Genomic DNA, 16,036 nt, shown 5'->3' with positions numbered 1-16,036 from the left:
TTCCCTGGTCACTGTCCCGCGCGCATCCGCACCGGCGGCGCGGCGGAGCCTGTGGGAGGAATCTTCTTGCTCTTGATGGCGAACGTCATCACATCCTTGAACACGGGGGCCGCCAACTGCCCGCCGAAGTGGCCGTTCTTCGGGTTCTGCAGCACCGACAGCACCACCAGCCGGGGCTTGTCGGCGGGCGCGAACCCGACGAACGAGGCTGTGTAGCCCTCGTACCGGCCGAGCTTCGCATCGTAGCGGTTGGCCGTGCCCGTCTTGCCCGCCACCCGGTAGCCGGGGATGGCCGCGAGCAGTCCCGTGCCCTCCGCGCTCACCGCGCTCTCCAGCATCGTCGTGATCTCCTTGGCAGTCGTCGCGCTCACCACTCTGGTCTGCTTACCTGCGGGAGCGGGAACGAACCTGCCCGACGTGTCCGTCGTGCCGGCCACGATCCGCGGCTCGATCTTGACGCCGCCGTTGGCGATGGTCTGGTAGACGCTGGCCATCTGCAGCGCGGTCACCGAAACGCCCTGCCCGTAGGCGACGGTGCAGCTCTGGCTGCCCGACCAGTTCTTGTAGTCGGGCAGCAGGCCCGCCTCCGCGCTCGGCACGCCTCCGCCCGGCCGCGTGCCGAACCCGAACGCCTTCAGCATCCGGTAGAGGCGCTCGCTGCCGACCTTGCGGGCGGCCATGATCGTGGCCACGTTGCTGGACTCGGCCACGGCCTGGCGGAACGTCATCGACTCCGCCTTGTGCGCGTGCGCGTCGCGCAGCACCTGGTCGGCGCACCTGATCCGGTCGGGGACCTGGAACACCGTGTCGGGCGTCACCGCGCCGGCCTCGATCGCGGCGGCGGCCGTGATCACCTTGTTGGTGCTGCCGGGCTCGAACACGTCGGCGGCGGCCTTGTTGACGTACGTGGACGCGGGGGCCTTGCGCCAGTTGTTCAGGTCGAGCTCGGGGGCGTTGGCCATGGCGATGATCTGGGCGGTCTGCACGTCCATGACGATCACGGTGCCGCTGTCGGCGCCGGCCTTCTCGACCTGCTCGGCGATCGACTCCTGGGCGGCCCACTGGATGTCGCGGTCGATCGTCAGCCGCACGTCCTGGCCGTTGACGGGGGCGGTGTGCTGGCTGCTGGTCATCGGGATGCGCAGGCCGTCGCGGCCCGTCTCGACGCGCTGCTCGCCGTCCTGGCCGGCCAGCAGGGTGTTCCTGGCCTGCTCGATGCCGCCCAGCCCGGCGCCCTCGTCGCCGACGAACCCGATGAGGCTGCCCGCCAGGTCGCCCGCCGGGTAGAGCCTGCGGTAGGTCTTCTTCGCCGCCAGCGCGGGCACGCCGGCCTGCTGCAGGCGGGTGGCCACGACCGGGTCGACGTCCGTGGCCAGGCGCTGGTAGCGGGTGTTCGTCCTGGCCAGCTTGGCGGCGATCTCCTGCTCGCTCTTGCCGAGCTGCTGGGCCAGCAGGGCGGACCACTTGGCCCGGGTCTGGGGGGTGACCTTGGACGGGTCGATGGACAGCTCGCGCGCCTCGACGGTGATGGCCAGGCCGTGGCCGTTGACGTCGGTGATCGAGCCGCGCTTGGCGGGGATCTCCTCGGTGTGCGTGCGCTGGCCCACCGCCGCGGCCTCGTACACCTTGGAGTCGAGGCCCTGCATCTGGATCAGCCGCCCGGCGAAGATCGACAGCACGAACGTCATGCCGATCAGGCCGATGTTGATGCGCCTGCGCGGGTTGCCCAGCCGCAGCACCAGCGGCGGCCTGGGCGGGCGCGGCGGCGGACGGCGCGGCCCTCGGGGCGGGGGCACCTCCCCGCCGCGGCGCGCGGCCACCCGCTCACGGCCACGGGCCGCCTCCGGCCTGGGGGCCTGCGGCCTGGGGCCGCCCGCCTGGGGACGCCGCAGCGCGCCGTCCTCCCTGGCCCGGCTCCGGAGATCGTCCTCCGGCCGGCCGCGGCGCGGCGCGTCGTCATCCTGCCTGCCGCGTGCCCGCTCGTCGCCTCCCTGGACGCGCCCGCGGAGCCGGTCGGCGTCATCGCGCCCCTGGGGAGCGCGCCCTCTGGGCCGGTCGCCCTCGTCACGGCTCCGCCCCGCGCTGTTCCTCGGGCGCTCGTCATCGTCACGGCTGCGTCCCGTGGAACCCCTCGGGCGGTCGTCATCGTCACGGCTGCGGCCTGCGCCGCTCCTGGGCCGGTCGTCCTCGTCGCGGCCTCGCCCCGAGCCGCTCCTGGGCCGGTCGTCCTCGTCGCGGCTGCGGCCTGCGCCGCCCCTTGGGCGGTCGTCATCGTCGCGGGGGCGCCTGCGGGTGCCGTCAGCGGCGTCGCCGCGCGAGCGGCCGCGCCCCGAGGTGCCCGGACGGGCGCGGTACGGGCCGCTCTGGCGGGTGCCGTCGCGGCGGGCACGGTCGGGACCGCTCTGGCGGCTGCCGCCGGAGCGGGGACGGCCGGACTCACCCGGGTCGGCGCGGTCGGCGTCGTCGCCGCGGCGGGAACGGCCGCGCGGCTCGTCGCCTGACTCGCGCGGCGGACGCCCCCGAGGCGGGTCCTCGGGGCCGAACGGCAGGTCGAGAGGGTCCGGCGGGCGCTTGCGCGGCTGGCGTGGCGGGTTCTCCGGCGACGCCGGGCGGCCCGTCCCCTCGGTACGGCCCCCATCAGAACGAGCGGAGCCGCCCTGCCGCCCCGCCCGTCCAGGACCGCCCGGCGTACGACGAGCGGCGCCGGGCCCTCCTTGAGAGCCGGCGCCGCCAGCGCCGCGGCCGGGACCCTGTCCCCTGCCGCCTGAGTTGCTCACCGTTCCCTGTCCGCCTGCCCGCTCTGGCCGTCGGCGCCCGCACCGCTCCAGCTGTCGACGTTGTCCCAGTTACGGTGCTCGCCCTGGTTCTCGGCCATCGTGGCGAGGACGTCGGGCTGCGTCTTGAGCTGGTATTCCAGCTCGATCTTCTCCTTCTCCTGACGCGCCACCGCGATCTCGTCGCGCAGGTTGGCGTCGGTGATGGCGTCCTTGGCGAGCATGGTGTTGAGCAGCAGCAGGCTCACCAGGCCGCCGCAGAGCAGCCCGACGACGAGCAGCACGAACGGCGCGCGCTGCCTGCGTGCGGGCCGGCGCCGCTGCACCGGCCGCCTGATCTGCGCACCCACCGAGCTGATCCGCCTGCCGACGGTGCCGGCGCCCGTGCGGGTCCCCGGGCGGCTGTCCGGGCGCACGCGGGTGGCGCCGTCGGCGCGCTCCCGCTCGGCGCCGGGCCGCTTGCCGTCGAGGTCGAGGCGCGCCCGCTCGGCCGCCGACAGCTTGCTCTCGACGTCAGGACGGGGCCGCGGCTTGGACTGGTGCGGCGCCCCGAGCCGGCGCGTGCCCGTCTTCGGGGTCGCGCGGCGGACGGGCGCTCCCCGGCCGGTCTCCTGCTCAGTCGTCAACACGGATCCTCTCTGCCGCCCGTAGCCGGGCCGAGGCCGCCCGCGGGTTGCGGGCGAGCTCTTCTTCGCTTGGGAGCTCAGCTCCCCTCGTCAGGAGGCGGAACCTCGGCTGGTGAGCCGGCAGCGGGACGGGCAGCCCGGGGGGGCTGGTGTCCCTGGTTCGCGCCGTGAGGGCCTGCTTGGTGAGCCGGTCCTCGAGCGAGTGGTAGGAGAGCACGACGACTCGCCCACCCAGCGCCAGCGCGTCGAGCGCCGCGGGCAGCGCCGCCTCCAGGGCGGACAGCTCCGCGTTCACCTCGATGCGCAGCGCTTGGAAAGTCCTCTTGGCGGGGTTTCCCCCAGTGCGCCGGGTCGCGGCGGGAATCGCCTCACGCACGATGTCCGCAAGCCGCTTAGTCGAGGTTATGGCCTCTTTGGCCCGTTCCTTGATGATCAGGCCCGCGACACGCGGAGCGAATCGTTCTTCTCCGTAGTCGCGCAGAATGCGGGTCAGCTCCGCGGCGGAGTAGGTGTTGACCACCTGCTCCGCCGTCAGCTCCTGGTCGGTGTCCATCCGCATGTCGAGCGGCGCGTCGTAGGAATAGGCGAACCCGCGCTCCGCCTCGTCGAGCTGCGGCGAGGAGACCCCCAGGTCGAACAGGGCTCCGTTGACCGTGGTGCGGCCCGCGCGGGCGAGCACCTCGGCCAGGTCACCGGAGGAGGCGTGGACCAGGGTGATCCGGTCCGCGTACGGGCTCAGCCGGCGAGTCGAGAAGTCGATCGCGAAAGGGTCGCGGTCGATCCCGATCAGATGCAGTGATGGATAGGCGGCGAGCAGGGCCTCCGAGTGGCCACCGAGGCCGAGGTTGGCGTCGACGACGACCGGCTCGCTGCCGGCCAGCGCAGGCCCGAGCAGCTCCAGAACGCGCTCGAGCATCACCGGAACGTGACCGCCTGTGCCAGCGTTGTCCTGCATCTCCAACCCCCCTCTCGCGCCCTTGCCCGCGGATGACGCGTATAGATCGATCGTCGGCCACCTCTGAGTCCCCACCCGGCGCCGCCCGGCCAGGTCCCCATCCGCACCCTCTTCGTGGACGCCTGCCATCTGACACCGGGGAAGGTGCATCAGCTGACCGGCAGTGGTTGCGGGTGGAGACCTCGCCGAACGACAGCACCGACGGATCGACCGTGGTCACTACAAGATCCCTGGCAGCACCTCCTCCGACAGATCGGCGAACGCCTGCTCCTGCGCGCTGAGATAGGTGTCCCAGGCCTGCGCGTCCCAGATCTCCAGCCGGGTGTTGGCCCCGATGACGACGCAGTCACGCTCCAAGCCCGCGTATTGACGCAGGCTCTGCGGGATCGTGATGCGCCCTTGCTTGTCTGGCTTCTCGTCGGACGCACTGGCGAAGAAGACGCGGCTGTAGTCACGCACCGCCTTGGCGGTGACCGGGGCGGTGCTGAGAGCCTCGGTAATGCGCTGGAACTCCTCCACGGGAAAGACGTAGAGGCATCGCTCCTGGCCTTTGGTGATCACAAGACCCTCCGCCAGCTCCTCACGGTACTTAGCCGGCAGGAACAGCCGTCCCTTGTCGTCCAGACGCGGTTGATGGGTGCCGAGGAACACCGGACCCACCTCCCGTGCCTCGTGAAGCGCTCAGCGCTGGCGCACCGGGCCCTCCACTGCGCACCACCATACTCCACTTCTCCCCACCGTCAACTGATTCGAACCGTCTTCATCATCGGTTTCCGTTGCGTTACCGCAGGTCAGAGCGATGGAGTGGGGTGGAGCGGGGTGACCGGGCGGTCAACCCTCATGGGCGTGTCGAGGGTTCAAAAGACCGCGGTAATAGGGGCTCGGCTCCTTCGGGAAGCCCTCGGTGGAGGAAAGTGGAGCGCACGGTGGGGTGTCGTGTCACGGGATTCGTACTGCTATGCGACAAGAACAGGAACATCACCGGGGTTCCCTGGAATATCCACAAATGTCGCCCGAGAACCCACAGCGTCGTAGGGTCGTACACACAATGGAAAAGGAATGGCATGGCTCCCGCAAAGGCACCCTACGGGACAGCCGTCGCACTTCTCTCATGGAGGCCCGGTGGCAGTAACCCATGATGTCCCTCCCCAGCTCGACGAGCTGGTCTCCACCGCGCACCGGATTCGGAACGCCATCGAATCGGTGATCGAGGGCAAGGGCGACGCCGTCCGCATCACGCTCACCGTCCTGCTCGCGGAGGGCCACCTCCTGATCGAGGACGTGCCAGGGGTCGGCAAGACCATGCTGGCCAAGGCGCTGGCGCGCTCCATCGACTGTCCGGTGCGCCGCGTGCAGTTCACTCCCGACCTGCTGCCCAGTGACATCACCGGGGTCAGCGCGTACAACCAGCAGACCCGGGAGTTCGAGTTCAAGCCCGGCCCGGTGTTCGCGAACATCGTGGTCGGCGACGAGATCAACCGCGCCTCTCCGAAGACGCAGTCCGCGCTGCTGGAATGCATGGAAGAGCAGCAGGTGACGGTGGACGGCGAGACGTACCAGCTGGACGCGCCGTTCATGGTGATCGCCACCCAGAACCCCATCGAAATGGAAGGCACCTATCCCCTTCCCGAGGCGCAGCGCGACCGCTTCACCGCGCGCATCGCGATGGGCTACCCCGAGCCGCAGGCCGAGCTGGAGATGCTCGACGTGCACGGCGAGACCTCGCCGCTGGACAAGCTGCAGCCGGTGGCGACGACGGCCGAGGTGCGCGCCCTCATCGAGGCCGTACGCGGCGTCTACGTCTCGCAGGCGGTCAAGAAGTACGCCATCGACCTCGTCGTGGCCACCCGTCACTCCCCCGACCTGCGACTGGGCGCCTCGCCCCGGTCCACGCTGCAGCTCGTGCGGGCCGCCAGGGCGCACGCCGCGCTGGCCGGGCGCGACTACGTCATCCCCGACGACCTGCAGGACCTGGCCATCCCCGTGCTGGCGCACCGGCTGCTGCCCAGCGTCGAGGCCCAGGGCCAGCGCCGCCTGCCCGAGCAGGTGGTGACCGATCTGGTCAGGCGCGTGCCGGTGCCGGAGACCAGAGGCCGCTAATGGATCCGCAGCGTAGACGGCACTGGCTGAGCGAGGCGCGGTGAGAGCCGGACTTCGGGCGCTGACCTCCAGGGGCAGGTCGTTCCTCGCCTCCGGCATCGCGGCGCTGCTGATGGCCGTCATTCTGGGCGAGAACGACCTGTTCAGGATCGGCGTCCTGGTGACGGCGCTGCCGCTGCTGGCGGCCATGGTGGTGGCGCGCACGCGCTACCGGCTGAGCTGCGCCAGGCGCCTCGACCCGCCGAGGGCCGAGGTCGGCGGCGAGGCCACCGTGACCCTGCGGCTGGAGAACGTCACCAGGCTGCCGACCGGCCTGCTGCTCATCGAGGACACCGTTCCTTACGCGCTGGGCGTGCGGCCCCGGTTCGTGCTGGACCGGGTCGAGTCGCGGGGCGTGCGGGAGATCGACTACCGGGTGCGCTCGGACCTGCGCGGCCGTTACACGATCGGCCCGCTGTCGGTCCGCATCGCCGACCCGTTCGGGCTCGTCGAGCTGACCCGCTCGTTCACGATCAGCGACACGCTCGTGGTGACGCCGCACGTGGCGGCGCTGCCCCACGTACGGCTGTCGGGTGAGTGGACGGGCGGCGGCGACAGCCGTACCAGGAGCGTGGCCGCGGCCGGCGACGACGACGTGGCGCCACGCGAATACCGGCAGGGCGACGACCTGCGCCGGGTGCACTGGCGCTCGACGGCCCGCCGCGGCGAGCTGATGGTGCGCCGCGAGGAGCAGCAGTGGCAGAGCCGCGGCGCGCTCCTGCTGGACACCCGCAGGTACGCGCACCGGGGCGAGGGCCCGCGATCGTCGTTCGAGGTGGCGGTCTCGGCCGCGGCCTCGATCGGCGTGCACCTCGCCCACGAGGGGCTCGGCCTGCGGCTGGTGACCGACCAGGGCGCCGAGCACCTGACCGACACCGGACTGAGCTGGTCGCTGCTCGACACCCTCGCGGTGGTGCGGCACAGCCCGGCCCGCTCCCTGGAGATGGGCGTCTCGGCCCTTCGCCAGGGCGGGGGCGACGGGCTGATCGTGGCCGTGCTCGGCGACCTCGACCCGGAGGAGGCGAGAGAGCTGGCCAGGCTGAGGCACAGCGGCATCACCGCGGTGGCAGTGATGCTCGACGTGAGCACGTGGGACGGCGGGGACCGCGTGGCCGCGGAGAACCACCAGGCCGTGCAGACGGTCCTGGCCGGGTACGGCTGGCGCATCGTGCGCCTGCCCGCGGGCACCTCGATCGCCTCCGTCTGGCAGAACGCCGCCAACCGCGGCAGGTACGCGGTCAACCCGGCGGGAGGTGCGGCATGAGGCTGACCGTCGCCTCCGGCGTGGCCGCGTTCGCCGCGGCGTTCCTGCTCTACCCGCTCTTCCAGGGCGGTTCCTGGTTCTGGACGTCGCTGGGCGCCGTGCTCGCCGTGATGGCCGCGGGCCTGCTGAGCAGCCGCCTGTCGCTGCCCGCGTGGGCGGCGCCGCTGGTCGCGGTGCTCGCGGTGTGGGTCTACCTGACCGCGGCGTTCGCCTCCGCCAAGGCGTGGGCGCTGGTGGTGCCGACCCGCGGGTCGGTGATGGAGCTGGGCAGGCTGCTGGGGGTCGGCTGGGCCGACATCCAGCGCTTCGCCGCTCCCGTGCCGGAGACCACCGGCATCACGCTGCTGACCGCCGGCGGCGTGGCGCTGATCGCGATCGCCGTGGACCTGCTGGCCGCGCGGCTGCGCAAGGCGGCGCTGGCCGGGCTGCCGCTGCTGGCGCTGGCCACCGTTCCGGCGACGATCCTGCCCGACCCGATCAGCTGGCCGGCGTTCATCCTGGCCGCGCTCGGGTTCATCGGCCTGCTGATCGCCGACGGGCGCGAGCGGGTCGGCCACTGGGGCAGGGCGGTGCTGGTACGGCGGACGACCCGCGCCACGTCCTCCCGGCCCGAGGCCCGCACCTCGGCGGACACCAGCGGGCTGCGGCTGTCGGGCAAGCGCATCGGGTTCGCCGCGATCGTGCTGGCGGTGCTGGTGCCCGCGCTGCTGCCGGCCATGGAGCCGGTGTCGTTCTTCACGTTCGGCGTGGGCGGCAGCGGCTCGGGCCGGGGCAACTCGATCAGCATCCCCAACCCCATCGCGAACCTGAAGGGCCAGCTGGAGCTGCCGGAACGGCGCGTGGTCCTCACCTACTCCAACAACGACGACAAACCCCGCTATCTGCGGATCTTCGCGCTCGACACGTTCGACGGCCAGCAGTTCGGCATGACGGAGCCCAAGGGGGCCCCGCAGAACAGGACGGACAACGGTCCCCTCCCGGCGCCGCCCGGCCTCGGCTCCGAGCCGAAGGTCAAGGCCGTGAACACGAACATCCGGATCAGCGACGAGATCGAGAAGCTGCAGTTCCTGCCGCTGCCGTACCCGCCGCGACAGATCCAGATCGACGGCGACTGGCGGGCGGACGTGGCCACGCTCATGGTCTTCTCCACCCGTGACGAGGCCGCAGGCGTCGAGTACGAGGTGAACACGAGCGAGCCGGAGCCCACGCCGGACCTGCTGGACTCGCTCAGCGGGACCCGGCCCAGCGTCGATCCCCGCTTCCTGAGGCTGCCGGACAACCTCCCGCCCGAGATCGCCGAGCTGGCGACCAGGCTGACCGCGAACGCCAAGACGGAGTACGAGGCGGCGGTGAAGCTGCAGCAGTTCTTCACCGGCGGCGACTTCACCTACAACCTGAGCACGCAGGGGCACAGCAACTCGGCGCTGCGGGACTTCCTGCTGCGCGACCGAGCGGGCTACTGCGAGCAGTTCGCCGCCTCGATGGCGGTGCTGGCCAGGCTGGTGGGCATCCCGTCGCGGGTGGCGATCGGCTACACCGGCGGCACGAAGGTCGGCGACCGGTGGCAGGTCGGCACGAACGACTCCCACTCCTGGCCCGAGCTGTATTTCGAGGGCGTGGGCTGGCTGCCGTTCGAGCCCACTCCCTCGGGCTCGGCCGGCCAGGGCAGCGCGCGGGTGCCCGAGTACACGCAGCCCAGGCCGGAGGCGACCGGGGAGGCGTCGACGCCGACGCCGGGTTCGACCAGTTCGTCCGCTGACGAGCCGGTCGACCCGCAGGCCCGGCGCAACCCCCGCGAGCTTGACCGCGAGGGCGTGGTCGCCACCGGCGGGCTGCCGACGGACGACTCGATGCCGCTGATCGGCCAGATCGGCATCGGCGCGGGGGCGCTGCTGCTGGTGCTGCTGATCCCCGCGGGCCTGCGGCTGATCACCAGGAACCGGCGGGTACGCACCCTGGGCTGGAAGGTCTCGGAGCCGTCCGACGAGCTGACGGCCACGATCGCGGCGAAGTCGGCCGGCCGCCACCCGTCGGTCGCCGCCGCCTGGGCGGAGCTGGACGACGTGCTGTACGACTACGGCATGGCCCGCCAGCTCAGCGAGACCCCGCGGGCGCTGGCACGGCGGCTGACCCAGCAGTACGAGTTCGACGCGGACTCGGCGGCGGCCATCACGGCCATCGCGTCCGCGGTGGAGCGGGTGCTGTTCGCCAGGGATCCCGGGCAGATCGGGCCGTTGCGCAAGGACCTGCGCAAGGTACGCCAGGCGCTGGCGGCCACGGTGTCACGCGGGCGCCGGCTGCGGGCGGTGCTGCTGCCGCCGTCCACGCTGCGGCGGCTGCGGGGGCTGGGCGAGCGCCTGCTCGACGGGTTCGACCTGCTGGAGAACATCAGGCTGCGAAGGACGTCCGCCCAGAAGGGCTCCTGACCGACCGACGCGTCCGGCCGTCCCCCTCGTCGAGGGGGACGGCCGGTTTCGTCTTCGGAGGGCGTCACCGCCTGGCCGGGCACACCTTCGGACCTGGCCGAGCTCGCCGGGGGACGGACGACCGTCGGTTGCGCCTTCACGCGCCGGGGTGGGCGCATGGCGGGACCCGGAAGGGCCGCCTCCCACACGAGGGCCGCCCGGACGCGAGTCCGGACGGCTCCGCAGGTCAGCGGTCAGCGCTCATCGTTACGGCGGCGCCAGCGCTCTTCCATGCGCTCCATGAACGTGCCCCGGCGAGCCCGGCGCGGCTGCTTGCCCGGAGGAGGGGCCGAGCCCGAGGCGGGCGCGGAGTCACCGAACCCGTTCATGCGTTTCCAACTGGACAGGCCCCACAGACACGCGGCGAGCATGACCACGAAACCGCCGACGCCGAGAGGGATCAGGGCACTGCCACTCATCACCACGCCGACCATCATGATGACGACGCCGAGAGCAAAGCCGATGGAGGCCTTGATCAGACGACGCTTGTAATGGCTGCGCGGGTCACTGATCCTTACGGTGTTGGCCCACTTCGGGTCCTCGGCGTAGAGGGCCTGCTCGATCTGGTCGAGCAAGCGCTGCTCGTGCTCAGAGAGCGGCACGGCGCCTCCCAAGGACAGCCCCAGGACGGGGAAGACGGCAACGGACGACACGGGGTGTCCGAACCTCGCGGTCGGTTATCCCCAGAATACGAGGCTGTAGACGTAGGCGAAAGCAAACGTCCAACGCAGACCAAACCGGAGGTGTCGTCATGGCTCCATTGTGGCCCATCTCGCCCCCCTTCCCCCAAAATCGCGACACTGAGGCCCCATAAAAATCCGGACATCGGCGTCATCTCTCTACATCATCAAGCTTGCCACGTACGAGCGATGCTGGGACCACCGCATCCGGACCGAATCGCCGGATCGCCTTGTCCATGGCCTGCTCGGCCTCGCGCCAGCCGGTCTCCCGCTCCCCGATGCCGAGCTGGTGGGTGGCCTCGCCCGCGGGCCGCAGGTTTTCCATCCTGACCCCGACCAGGCGCAGCCGCACGCGCTGGAGGCCGGCCGCCTCGTACAGCTCGCAGGCTGTGGCATAAATCACCTGGGCCACGTCGGTCGCCTCGCGCAGGGTGCGCGAGCGGTTGATCGTCGTGAAATCAGCACGGCGGAGCTTCACACTTACAGTCCTTCCCACGTGTCCGCCCTTACGCATCCTGGCGGCCACCCGCTCGGAAAGACGCAGCAGCTCCCGCTTGATCACCTCGGGATCGTCCACGTCGGCCGCGAACGTCTCCTCGTTGCCGATGCTCTTGTCGGGCACGTGGGCGCTCACCGGCCGCTCGTCGCGGCCCCAGGCCAGCGCCGCCAGGTGGCCGCCCACGGCCTGGCCGAGCTCGCGCTGGAGGGTGGCGGGCGGCACCCTGGCCAGGTCGCCGACCGTGCGGATGCCGAGGCGTACGAGAGACTGCTCGGTGCGCTCGCCGACGCCCCACAGCGCCGAGACCGGCAGTGGGTGGAGGAAGTCGACGACCTGGTCGGCGGGCACCACCAGCAGCCCGTCGGGCTTGCACTGCTTGCTGGCCAGCTTGGCCACGAACTTGCTGCTCGCCACGCCGACCGAGCACGTGATGCCGTAGCGGTCGAGGACCTGCTCCCTGATCATCGCGGCGATGGCGGCGGGCGGGCCGAGCCGGCGCCTGGCACCCCCGACGTCGAGGAACGCCTCGTCGGACGCGATGGGCTCGACCAGCGGGGTGATCGTGTGGAAGATCTCCATGACGCCCTTGGAGACCTCGGAGTATTTGCCGTGGCTGGGCGGGATGATCGTGGCCTGCGGGCAGAGCCGGCGCGCCCTGCTCATCGGCATCGCGGAGTGCACGCCTTGGGCCCTGGCCTCGTACGTGGCGCTGAGCACGACGCCGCGCCCCGCGGGCGAGCCCACGATCACCGGGCGGCCGCGCAGCTCGGGACGCTCGAGCAGCTCGACGCTGGCGAAGAAGGCATCCATGTCGACGTGCAGGATCGGGCAGCCGCTGTCGTCGGCCCCGGTGCGTGGAGCGGGGCCGATGCCGGTGATCTGCTTGCGAGACACGCCGTCGATTCTATCCGAACATGCGTTCTATACCCAGTGCCGGCGCCTCAGGACCTGTGCGCGAGCACGTGCAGCTGGGTCGCGATGTCCCGCAGCACGGGGTGGGTGGCGGCGACCTGCTCAAGGGCGACGAGTGCCTCGGCGGCGCCGGGCTCGCCGTCAACCAGCCTGCTCGGGACCAGGTCGGCGAAGACCCGCACGCCGTGGACGGCGCCGACGGCGAACCCGGTCGCGGTCAGCAGCTCGGTGAGCGTCTCGGCGGCGAAGCGCCTCGGGGTGGGGTCGCGGTCGCCCCAGGTGCCCCGCGGGTCGTCGAGCACCGCCCGCGCCTCGTCGAACTGGCCCGCGAGCGCCCGGTGGATGGCGCTGCCGACGGGATTGGCGGTCAGCACGCTCACCGCGCCGCCCCTGCGCAGCACGCCCGCGACGGCGGTCAGCGCGCTGATCGGGTCTTCGACGTATTCGAGCACGCTGTGGCAGAGCACCAGGTCGGCGCTGTCGCGGCTGAGCAGCTCGCCCAGGTCGGCGGCGTCGCCCTGCAGGGCCCGCACGCCCACGCCCTTCTCCTTGGCACGGCGCTCGAGCGCGGCCAGCGAGTCGGGGCTCGGGTCGACGACGGTCACGGCGTGACCCAGCGCCGCCAGCGGCACGGCGAACCCGCCGGTGCCACCCCCGGCATCGACGATGTCGAGCCCCTCTCGGCCGGTCGCCGCCGTCCGTTCGGCCAGCGCGGACCGCAACGCGTCCCAGACGACGGCGGTCCGCACCGCCGGGGTCCTCGTGACGCCTTCAGCACGCAACGTCGGCTCGCCTCCCTCTCCCCTCGCGACGGGCCCGCGCTCCGGGCCCCTCGCGATCGCGCACTTCGTGAACTGCGCTTCTCCGCGGACGGGCCCCAGCCTACGCCGTGCGCCGGTCCCCCGCTCGCCGTCACCCGCACCGCCCCGATCCGGGTCACGGACACCGCCCCGATCCCGGTCACCGATGCCGCCCGGGTGAACCGCCAACGGCCCGGCCGGGCGGACCTCCGCCCCGGGCGCGTCGCCGTCGACGACCAGGCGGCGCAGTCAGGCGGCGCGGTCAGGCGTCGAACGTGGCGGCCAGCCGTTTGGGCGCGCGCAGCCGCCACGCGTCGGTCAGCAACTCGCCCATCTCCTCGGCGTCCACGGCCCCGAACCGCACCAGCACGCCGGCATACCCGTCGTAGTGCGGCGTCGTGAAGAAGGCGGCCGGCTGGGCCGCGATGAGCCCCGCCTTCTCCTCCTCGGAGCCCACCGGCAGCACCAGCACGTCGCCCTCCTCCCGCACCCGGGCGAACCACTTGCCGCGGACGTAGAAGGCGGGCGTGCCGTACATGGTCTTCTCGACGGTCTCGGGCAGCGCGAGCGCGAGCCGGCGTACGTCGTCCTCGGTCACCATGCCCACACGATACGCACCGCCGGGGAAACGGAAAGGGGCGCGTCGCGGCTGGTGACGCGCCACTTGTCCGCACGCTCTCTGGCCACACGGCCAGTTTTCGCGCGAAGGCGCCTGGCCGTGTGGAAGTACACGTCCTTCGTCTTCGCGAGCCGTGCAGGCAGGCGTTAGTTCGGAACGTACGCCGAACTTATTTGGAACGTACCCCGAACTCCGGCTTTTGACGGTGTCTAAAGGGTGAGGCTTGGCTTGAGCTGCTTGAAGCGGGCCAGCAGCCCGTTCACGAACTGCGGCGACTCGTCGGTGGACAGCTCACCCGCCAGGTGCACCCACTCGCTGATCACCACGCCCTCGGGCACGCCGGGCATCCAGAGCAGCTCGTACGTGCCCCCGCGCAGCAGGTTGCGGTCGACGGCGGGCATCCGGTCGAGGGTCCAGCCCTCGGCGTACGTGGTGATCAGCTCGTCGATGCGCGCGTGGTGTCTGGCGACGCCCTCGACGATGGTCGAGGTGTATTCGTTCACCGGGGGCTCCTGCCGCTCCACGCGTTCGGCGAGGATCTTCAGCGGATCCTCGCCGCGCAGCTCGGCCTCGAAGAGGATGTCAAGCGCCCGCCGGCGTGCTTTGCCGCGTGCCGACACCTCAGGCCCGGCCGAGGTATTCGCCGCTGCGGGTGTCGACCTTGACCTTCTCGCCGGTGGTGATGAACAGCGGCACCTTGATCTCGGCGCCGGTCTCCAGCGTGGCGGGCTTGGTGCCGCCGGTGGAGCGGTCGCCCTGCAGGCCGGGCTCGGTGTTGGCGATGGTCAGCTCGACCGCGGCGGGCAGGTCGACGTAGAGGGCCGAGCCCTCGTTGAACGCGACCGTGGCCAGAGTGTTCTCCAGCATGTAGTTGGCGGCGGTGCCGACGGTGCCGTTGGGCACGTTGACCATGTCGTAGGTCTCGGTGTCCATGAAGACGAAGTCGTCGCCGTCCTTGTACGAGTACTGCATCTCGCGCTTGTCGACGTTGGCCACGTCGACCTTCACGCCGGCGTTGAAGGTCTTGTCGACGACCTTGCCGGAGAGGACGTTCTTGAGCTTGGTGCGCACGAACGCGCCACCCTTGCCCGGCTTGACGTGCTGGAACTCGACCACGGCCCAGAGCTCACCGCCCTCGAGCTTCAGCACCATGCCGTTCTTGAGGTCGTTGGTCGTCGCCACTCGTTCTTCTCCCGCGTGCGGCCGCTCTAAAGGACGAGCAGCTCCTTGGTCGTCTTCGTGAAAAGTTCCGGCCCGCCCTCACGTGTCACCAGGGTGTCCTCGATGCGAACCCCGCCCCGGCCCGGGAGATAGACCCCAGGCTCGACGGTGATCGGAACTCGATCCTCTAGTCTACCGGTCCGCGAAGGGCCGAGGAACGGCTCCTCGTGGATCTCCAGGCCGACGCCGTGTCCCAGCCCGTGCCGGAAGCGGCTCCCGTACCCCGCGTCCTCGATGACGGTACGGGCCGCCGCGTCCACCTCCCTGGCCCCCGCGCCCGGCGCGAGCGCGTGCCTGCCGGCCCGCTGCGCCTCGGCGACCAGGTCGTAGATCTCGCGCTGCCAGTCCGTCGGCGGGCCGAGGCAGACCGTCCTGGTCATGTCGGCGTGGTAGCCCTGGTAGCGGGCGCCGAAGTCGATGGTGACCAGGTCGCCGGCGCGCAGCTCCCTGCCGGAGGGGGCGTGGTGCGGGATCGCGCCGTTCTCGCCGGCGGCCACGATCGTGTCGAACGCGGGCTTGTCGGCGCCCAGCTCGGTCATGCGGTTGTCGAGGAGGCGGGCGAGGTCGCGCTCGGTGATCCCCGGGACGATTTTCCCGGAAATATCGGCAAATGCCTGGTCAGTGATCTCGCAGGCCGTACGGAGGAGCTCCAGCTCGCCGTCGTCCTTGACCGCCCGCAGCAGCTCCACCACCGGCTCCAGCGGCACCAGCCCCTCACCCAGGCGCCGGTACGTGGCCACGCTCATCCACGCCGCCTCGATCCCGATCCCGGGCTCCGCCAGCGCGCTCTCCACGTCGTACGCCTCGACCGACGGCACGTCCAGCGTGCGGGCCACCTCGATGTAGCGGTTGTCGGTGGCCAGCAGCGCCGTGCCGTCGGCCCTGACCAGCACGGCGGCGTTCGAGCTGACCAGCCCGGTGAGGTAGCGGACGTTCACCGGCGAGGTGACGAGCAGGGCGGGGACCTCACGCGCGGGCAGCAACTCGGCGAGGCGGGCCCGGCGTGCCACGTAGTCGACGCTCATTGCGCCAATGTACGTGTTCCACCCCTGACGTCACTATCGCCCGCCACCTGGCCGAGC

At 71.4% G+C, this 16,036-nt stretch carries 14 protein-coding genes; 3 read left to right on the top strand and 11 right to left on the bottom strand.

Annotated features, from left to right (window positions below; all coding sequences use genetic code 11):
- Positions 1 to 8: 8 nt before the first annotated feature.
- The 4 genes from ACIBI9_RS02810 to mraZ all read right to left on the bottom strand — a co-directional run bounded on the left by ACIBI9_RS02810 (position 9) and on the right by mraZ (position 5,006).
- Positions 9 to 2,777: a penicillin-binding transpeptidase domain-containing protein gene (locus ACIBI9_RS02810; RefSeq protein WP_397220204.1), complete on the bottom strand. Its 2,769-nt coding sequence runs from the start codon at positions 2,775 to 2,777 to the stop codon at positions 9 to 11.
- On the bottom strand, positions 2,774 to 3,400 hold the full coding sequence (locus ACIBI9_RS02805) for a hypothetical protein (protein WP_397220203.1): 627 nt from the start codon (positions 3,398 to 3,400) through the stop codon (positions 2,774 to 2,776). Before ACIBI9_RS02805 ends, ACIBI9_RS02810 begins: the two co-directional genes overlap by 4 nt.
- Positions 3,390 to 4,355, bottom strand: coding sequence for a 16S rRNA (cytosine(1402)-N(4))-methyltransferase RsmH (gene rsmH / locus ACIBI9_RS02800; protein ID WP_397220202.1), 966 nt, complete (start codon positions 4,353 to 4,355; stop codon positions 3,390 to 3,392). The genes ACIBI9_RS02805 and rsmH overlap by 11 nt, the downstream gene beginning before the upstream one ends.
- 219 nt (positions 4,356 to 4,574) lie before the next feature.
- Positions 4,575 to 5,006: a division/cell wall cluster transcriptional repressor MraZ gene (gene mraZ / locus ACIBI9_RS02795; RefSeq protein WP_090930667.1), complete on the bottom strand. Its 432-nt coding sequence runs from the start codon at positions 5,004 to 5,006 to the stop codon at positions 4,575 to 4,577.
- Between the two features lie 408 nt (positions 5,007 to 5,414).
- Between mraZ and ACIBI9_RS02790 the strand changes: the two genes are divergently transcribed.
- From ACIBI9_RS02790 to ACIBI9_RS02780, 3 genes are read left to right on the top strand one after another with little or no spacing between them, the layout of a single operon-like run.
- Positions 5,415 to 6,455 (top strand): AAA family ATPase, encoded by a 1,041-nt coding sequence (locus tag ACIBI9_RS02790; protein ID WP_397220201.1) that lies wholly within the window; start codon positions 5,415 to 5,417, stop codon positions 6,453 to 6,455.
- 40 nt (positions 6,456 to 6,495) lie between these two features.
- Positions 6,496 to 7,758, top strand: a complete 1,263-nt coding sequence (locus ACIBI9_RS02785; RefSeq protein WP_397220200.1) for a DUF58 domain-containing protein — start codon at positions 6,496 to 6,498, stop codon at positions 7,756 to 7,758.
- Positions 7,755 to 10,184, top strand: a complete 2,430-nt coding sequence (locus ACIBI9_RS02780; protein WP_397220199.1) for a transglutaminaseTgpA domain-containing protein — start codon at positions 7,755 to 7,757, stop codon at positions 10,182 to 10,184. The genes ACIBI9_RS02785 and ACIBI9_RS02780 overlap by 4 nt, the downstream gene beginning before the upstream one ends.
- Positions 10,185 to 10,417: 233 nt before the next feature.
- Here the strand turns inward: ACIBI9_RS02780 and ACIBI9_RS02775 are convergent, their stop codons facing one another.
- The 7 genes from ACIBI9_RS02775 to ACIBI9_RS02745 form a co-directional block, all read right to left on the bottom strand.
- Positions 10,418 to 10,825: a DUF3040 domain-containing protein gene (locus ACIBI9_RS02775; protein WP_397220198.1), complete on the bottom strand. Its 408-nt coding sequence runs from the start codon at positions 10,823 to 10,825 to the stop codon at positions 10,418 to 10,420.
- A gap of 229 nt (positions 10,826 to 11,054) precedes the next feature.
- On the bottom strand, positions 11,055 to 12,296 hold the full coding sequence (gene dinB / locus ACIBI9_RS02770; RefSeq protein ID WP_397220197.1) for a DNA polymerase IV: 1,242 nt from the start codon (positions 12,294 to 12,296) through the stop codon (positions 11,055 to 11,057).
- Between the two features lie 47 nt (positions 12,297 to 12,343).
- Positions 12,344 to 13,063 carry a methyltransferase domain-containing protein gene (locus ACIBI9_RS02765; protein ID WP_397220196.1) on the bottom strand — a complete coding sequence of 240 codons (720 nt, stop codon included), beginning with the start codon at positions 13,061 to 13,063 and terminating at the stop codon, positions 12,344 to 12,346.
- Between the two features lie 313 nt (positions 13,064 to 13,376).
- Positions 13,377 to 13,715: an MmcQ/YjbR family DNA-binding protein gene (locus ACIBI9_RS02760; RefSeq protein WP_397220195.1), complete on the bottom strand. Its 339-nt coding sequence runs from the start codon at positions 13,713 to 13,715 to the stop codon at positions 13,377 to 13,379.
- Positions 13,716 to 13,942: 227 nt separating this feature from the next.
- Positions 13,943 to 14,353 carry a transcription antitermination factor NusB gene (gene nusB, locus ACIBI9_RS02755; RefSeq protein WP_080041071.1) on the bottom strand — a complete coding sequence of 137 codons (411 nt, stop codon included), beginning with the start codon at positions 14,351 to 14,353 and terminating at the stop codon, positions 13,943 to 13,945.
- Position 14,354: 1 nt separating this feature from the next.
- Positions 14,355 to 14,915, bottom strand: a complete 561-nt coding sequence (gene efp / locus ACIBI9_RS02750) for an elongation factor P (RefSeq protein ID WP_397220194.1) — start codon at positions 14,913 to 14,915, stop codon at positions 14,355 to 14,357.
- A 26-nt stretch (positions 14,916 to 14,941) separates the two neighbouring features.
- The gene (locus ACIBI9_RS02745) at positions 14,942 to 15,979 is read right to left on the bottom strand and encodes a M24 family metallopeptidase (protein ID WP_397220193.1); all 1,038 of its coding nucleotides are present in this window, start codon (positions 15,977 to 15,979) and stop codon (positions 14,942 to 14,944) included.
- Between the last annotated feature and the right edge of the window lie 57 nt (positions 15,980 to 16,036).

The organism is Nonomuraea sp. NPDC050451 (assembly GCF_044458585.1).
The sequence above is the reverse complement of the archived record's forward strand: the minus strand, read 5'-3'. Positions and strand labels throughout refer to the sequence as shown.

What these genes read in the sequence shown, in the direction of transcription:
- rsmH (WP_397220202.1), bottom strand. Translation starts at nt 4,355, where the DNA reads ATGCAGGACAACGCTGGCACAGGCGGTCACGTTCCGGTGATGCTCGAG.
- ACIBI9_RS02745 (WP_397220193.1), bottom strand. Translation starts at nt 15,979, where the DNA reads ATGAGCGTCGACTACGTGGCACGCCGGGCCCGCCTCGCCGAGTTGCTG.
- ACIBI9_RS02760 (WP_397220195.1), bottom strand. Translation starts at nt 13,715, where the DNA reads ATGGTGACCGAGGACGACGTACGCCGGCTCGCGCTCGCGCTGCCCGAG.
- ACIBI9_RS02790 (WP_397220201.1), top strand. Translation starts at nt 5,415, where the DNA reads ATGGCATGGCTCCCGCAAAGGCACCCTACGGGACAGCCGTCGCACTTC.
- ACIBI9_RS02780 (WP_397220199.1), top strand. Translation starts at nt 7,755, where the DNA reads ATGAGGCTGACCGTCGCCTCCGGCGTGGCCGCGTTCGCCGCGGCGTTC.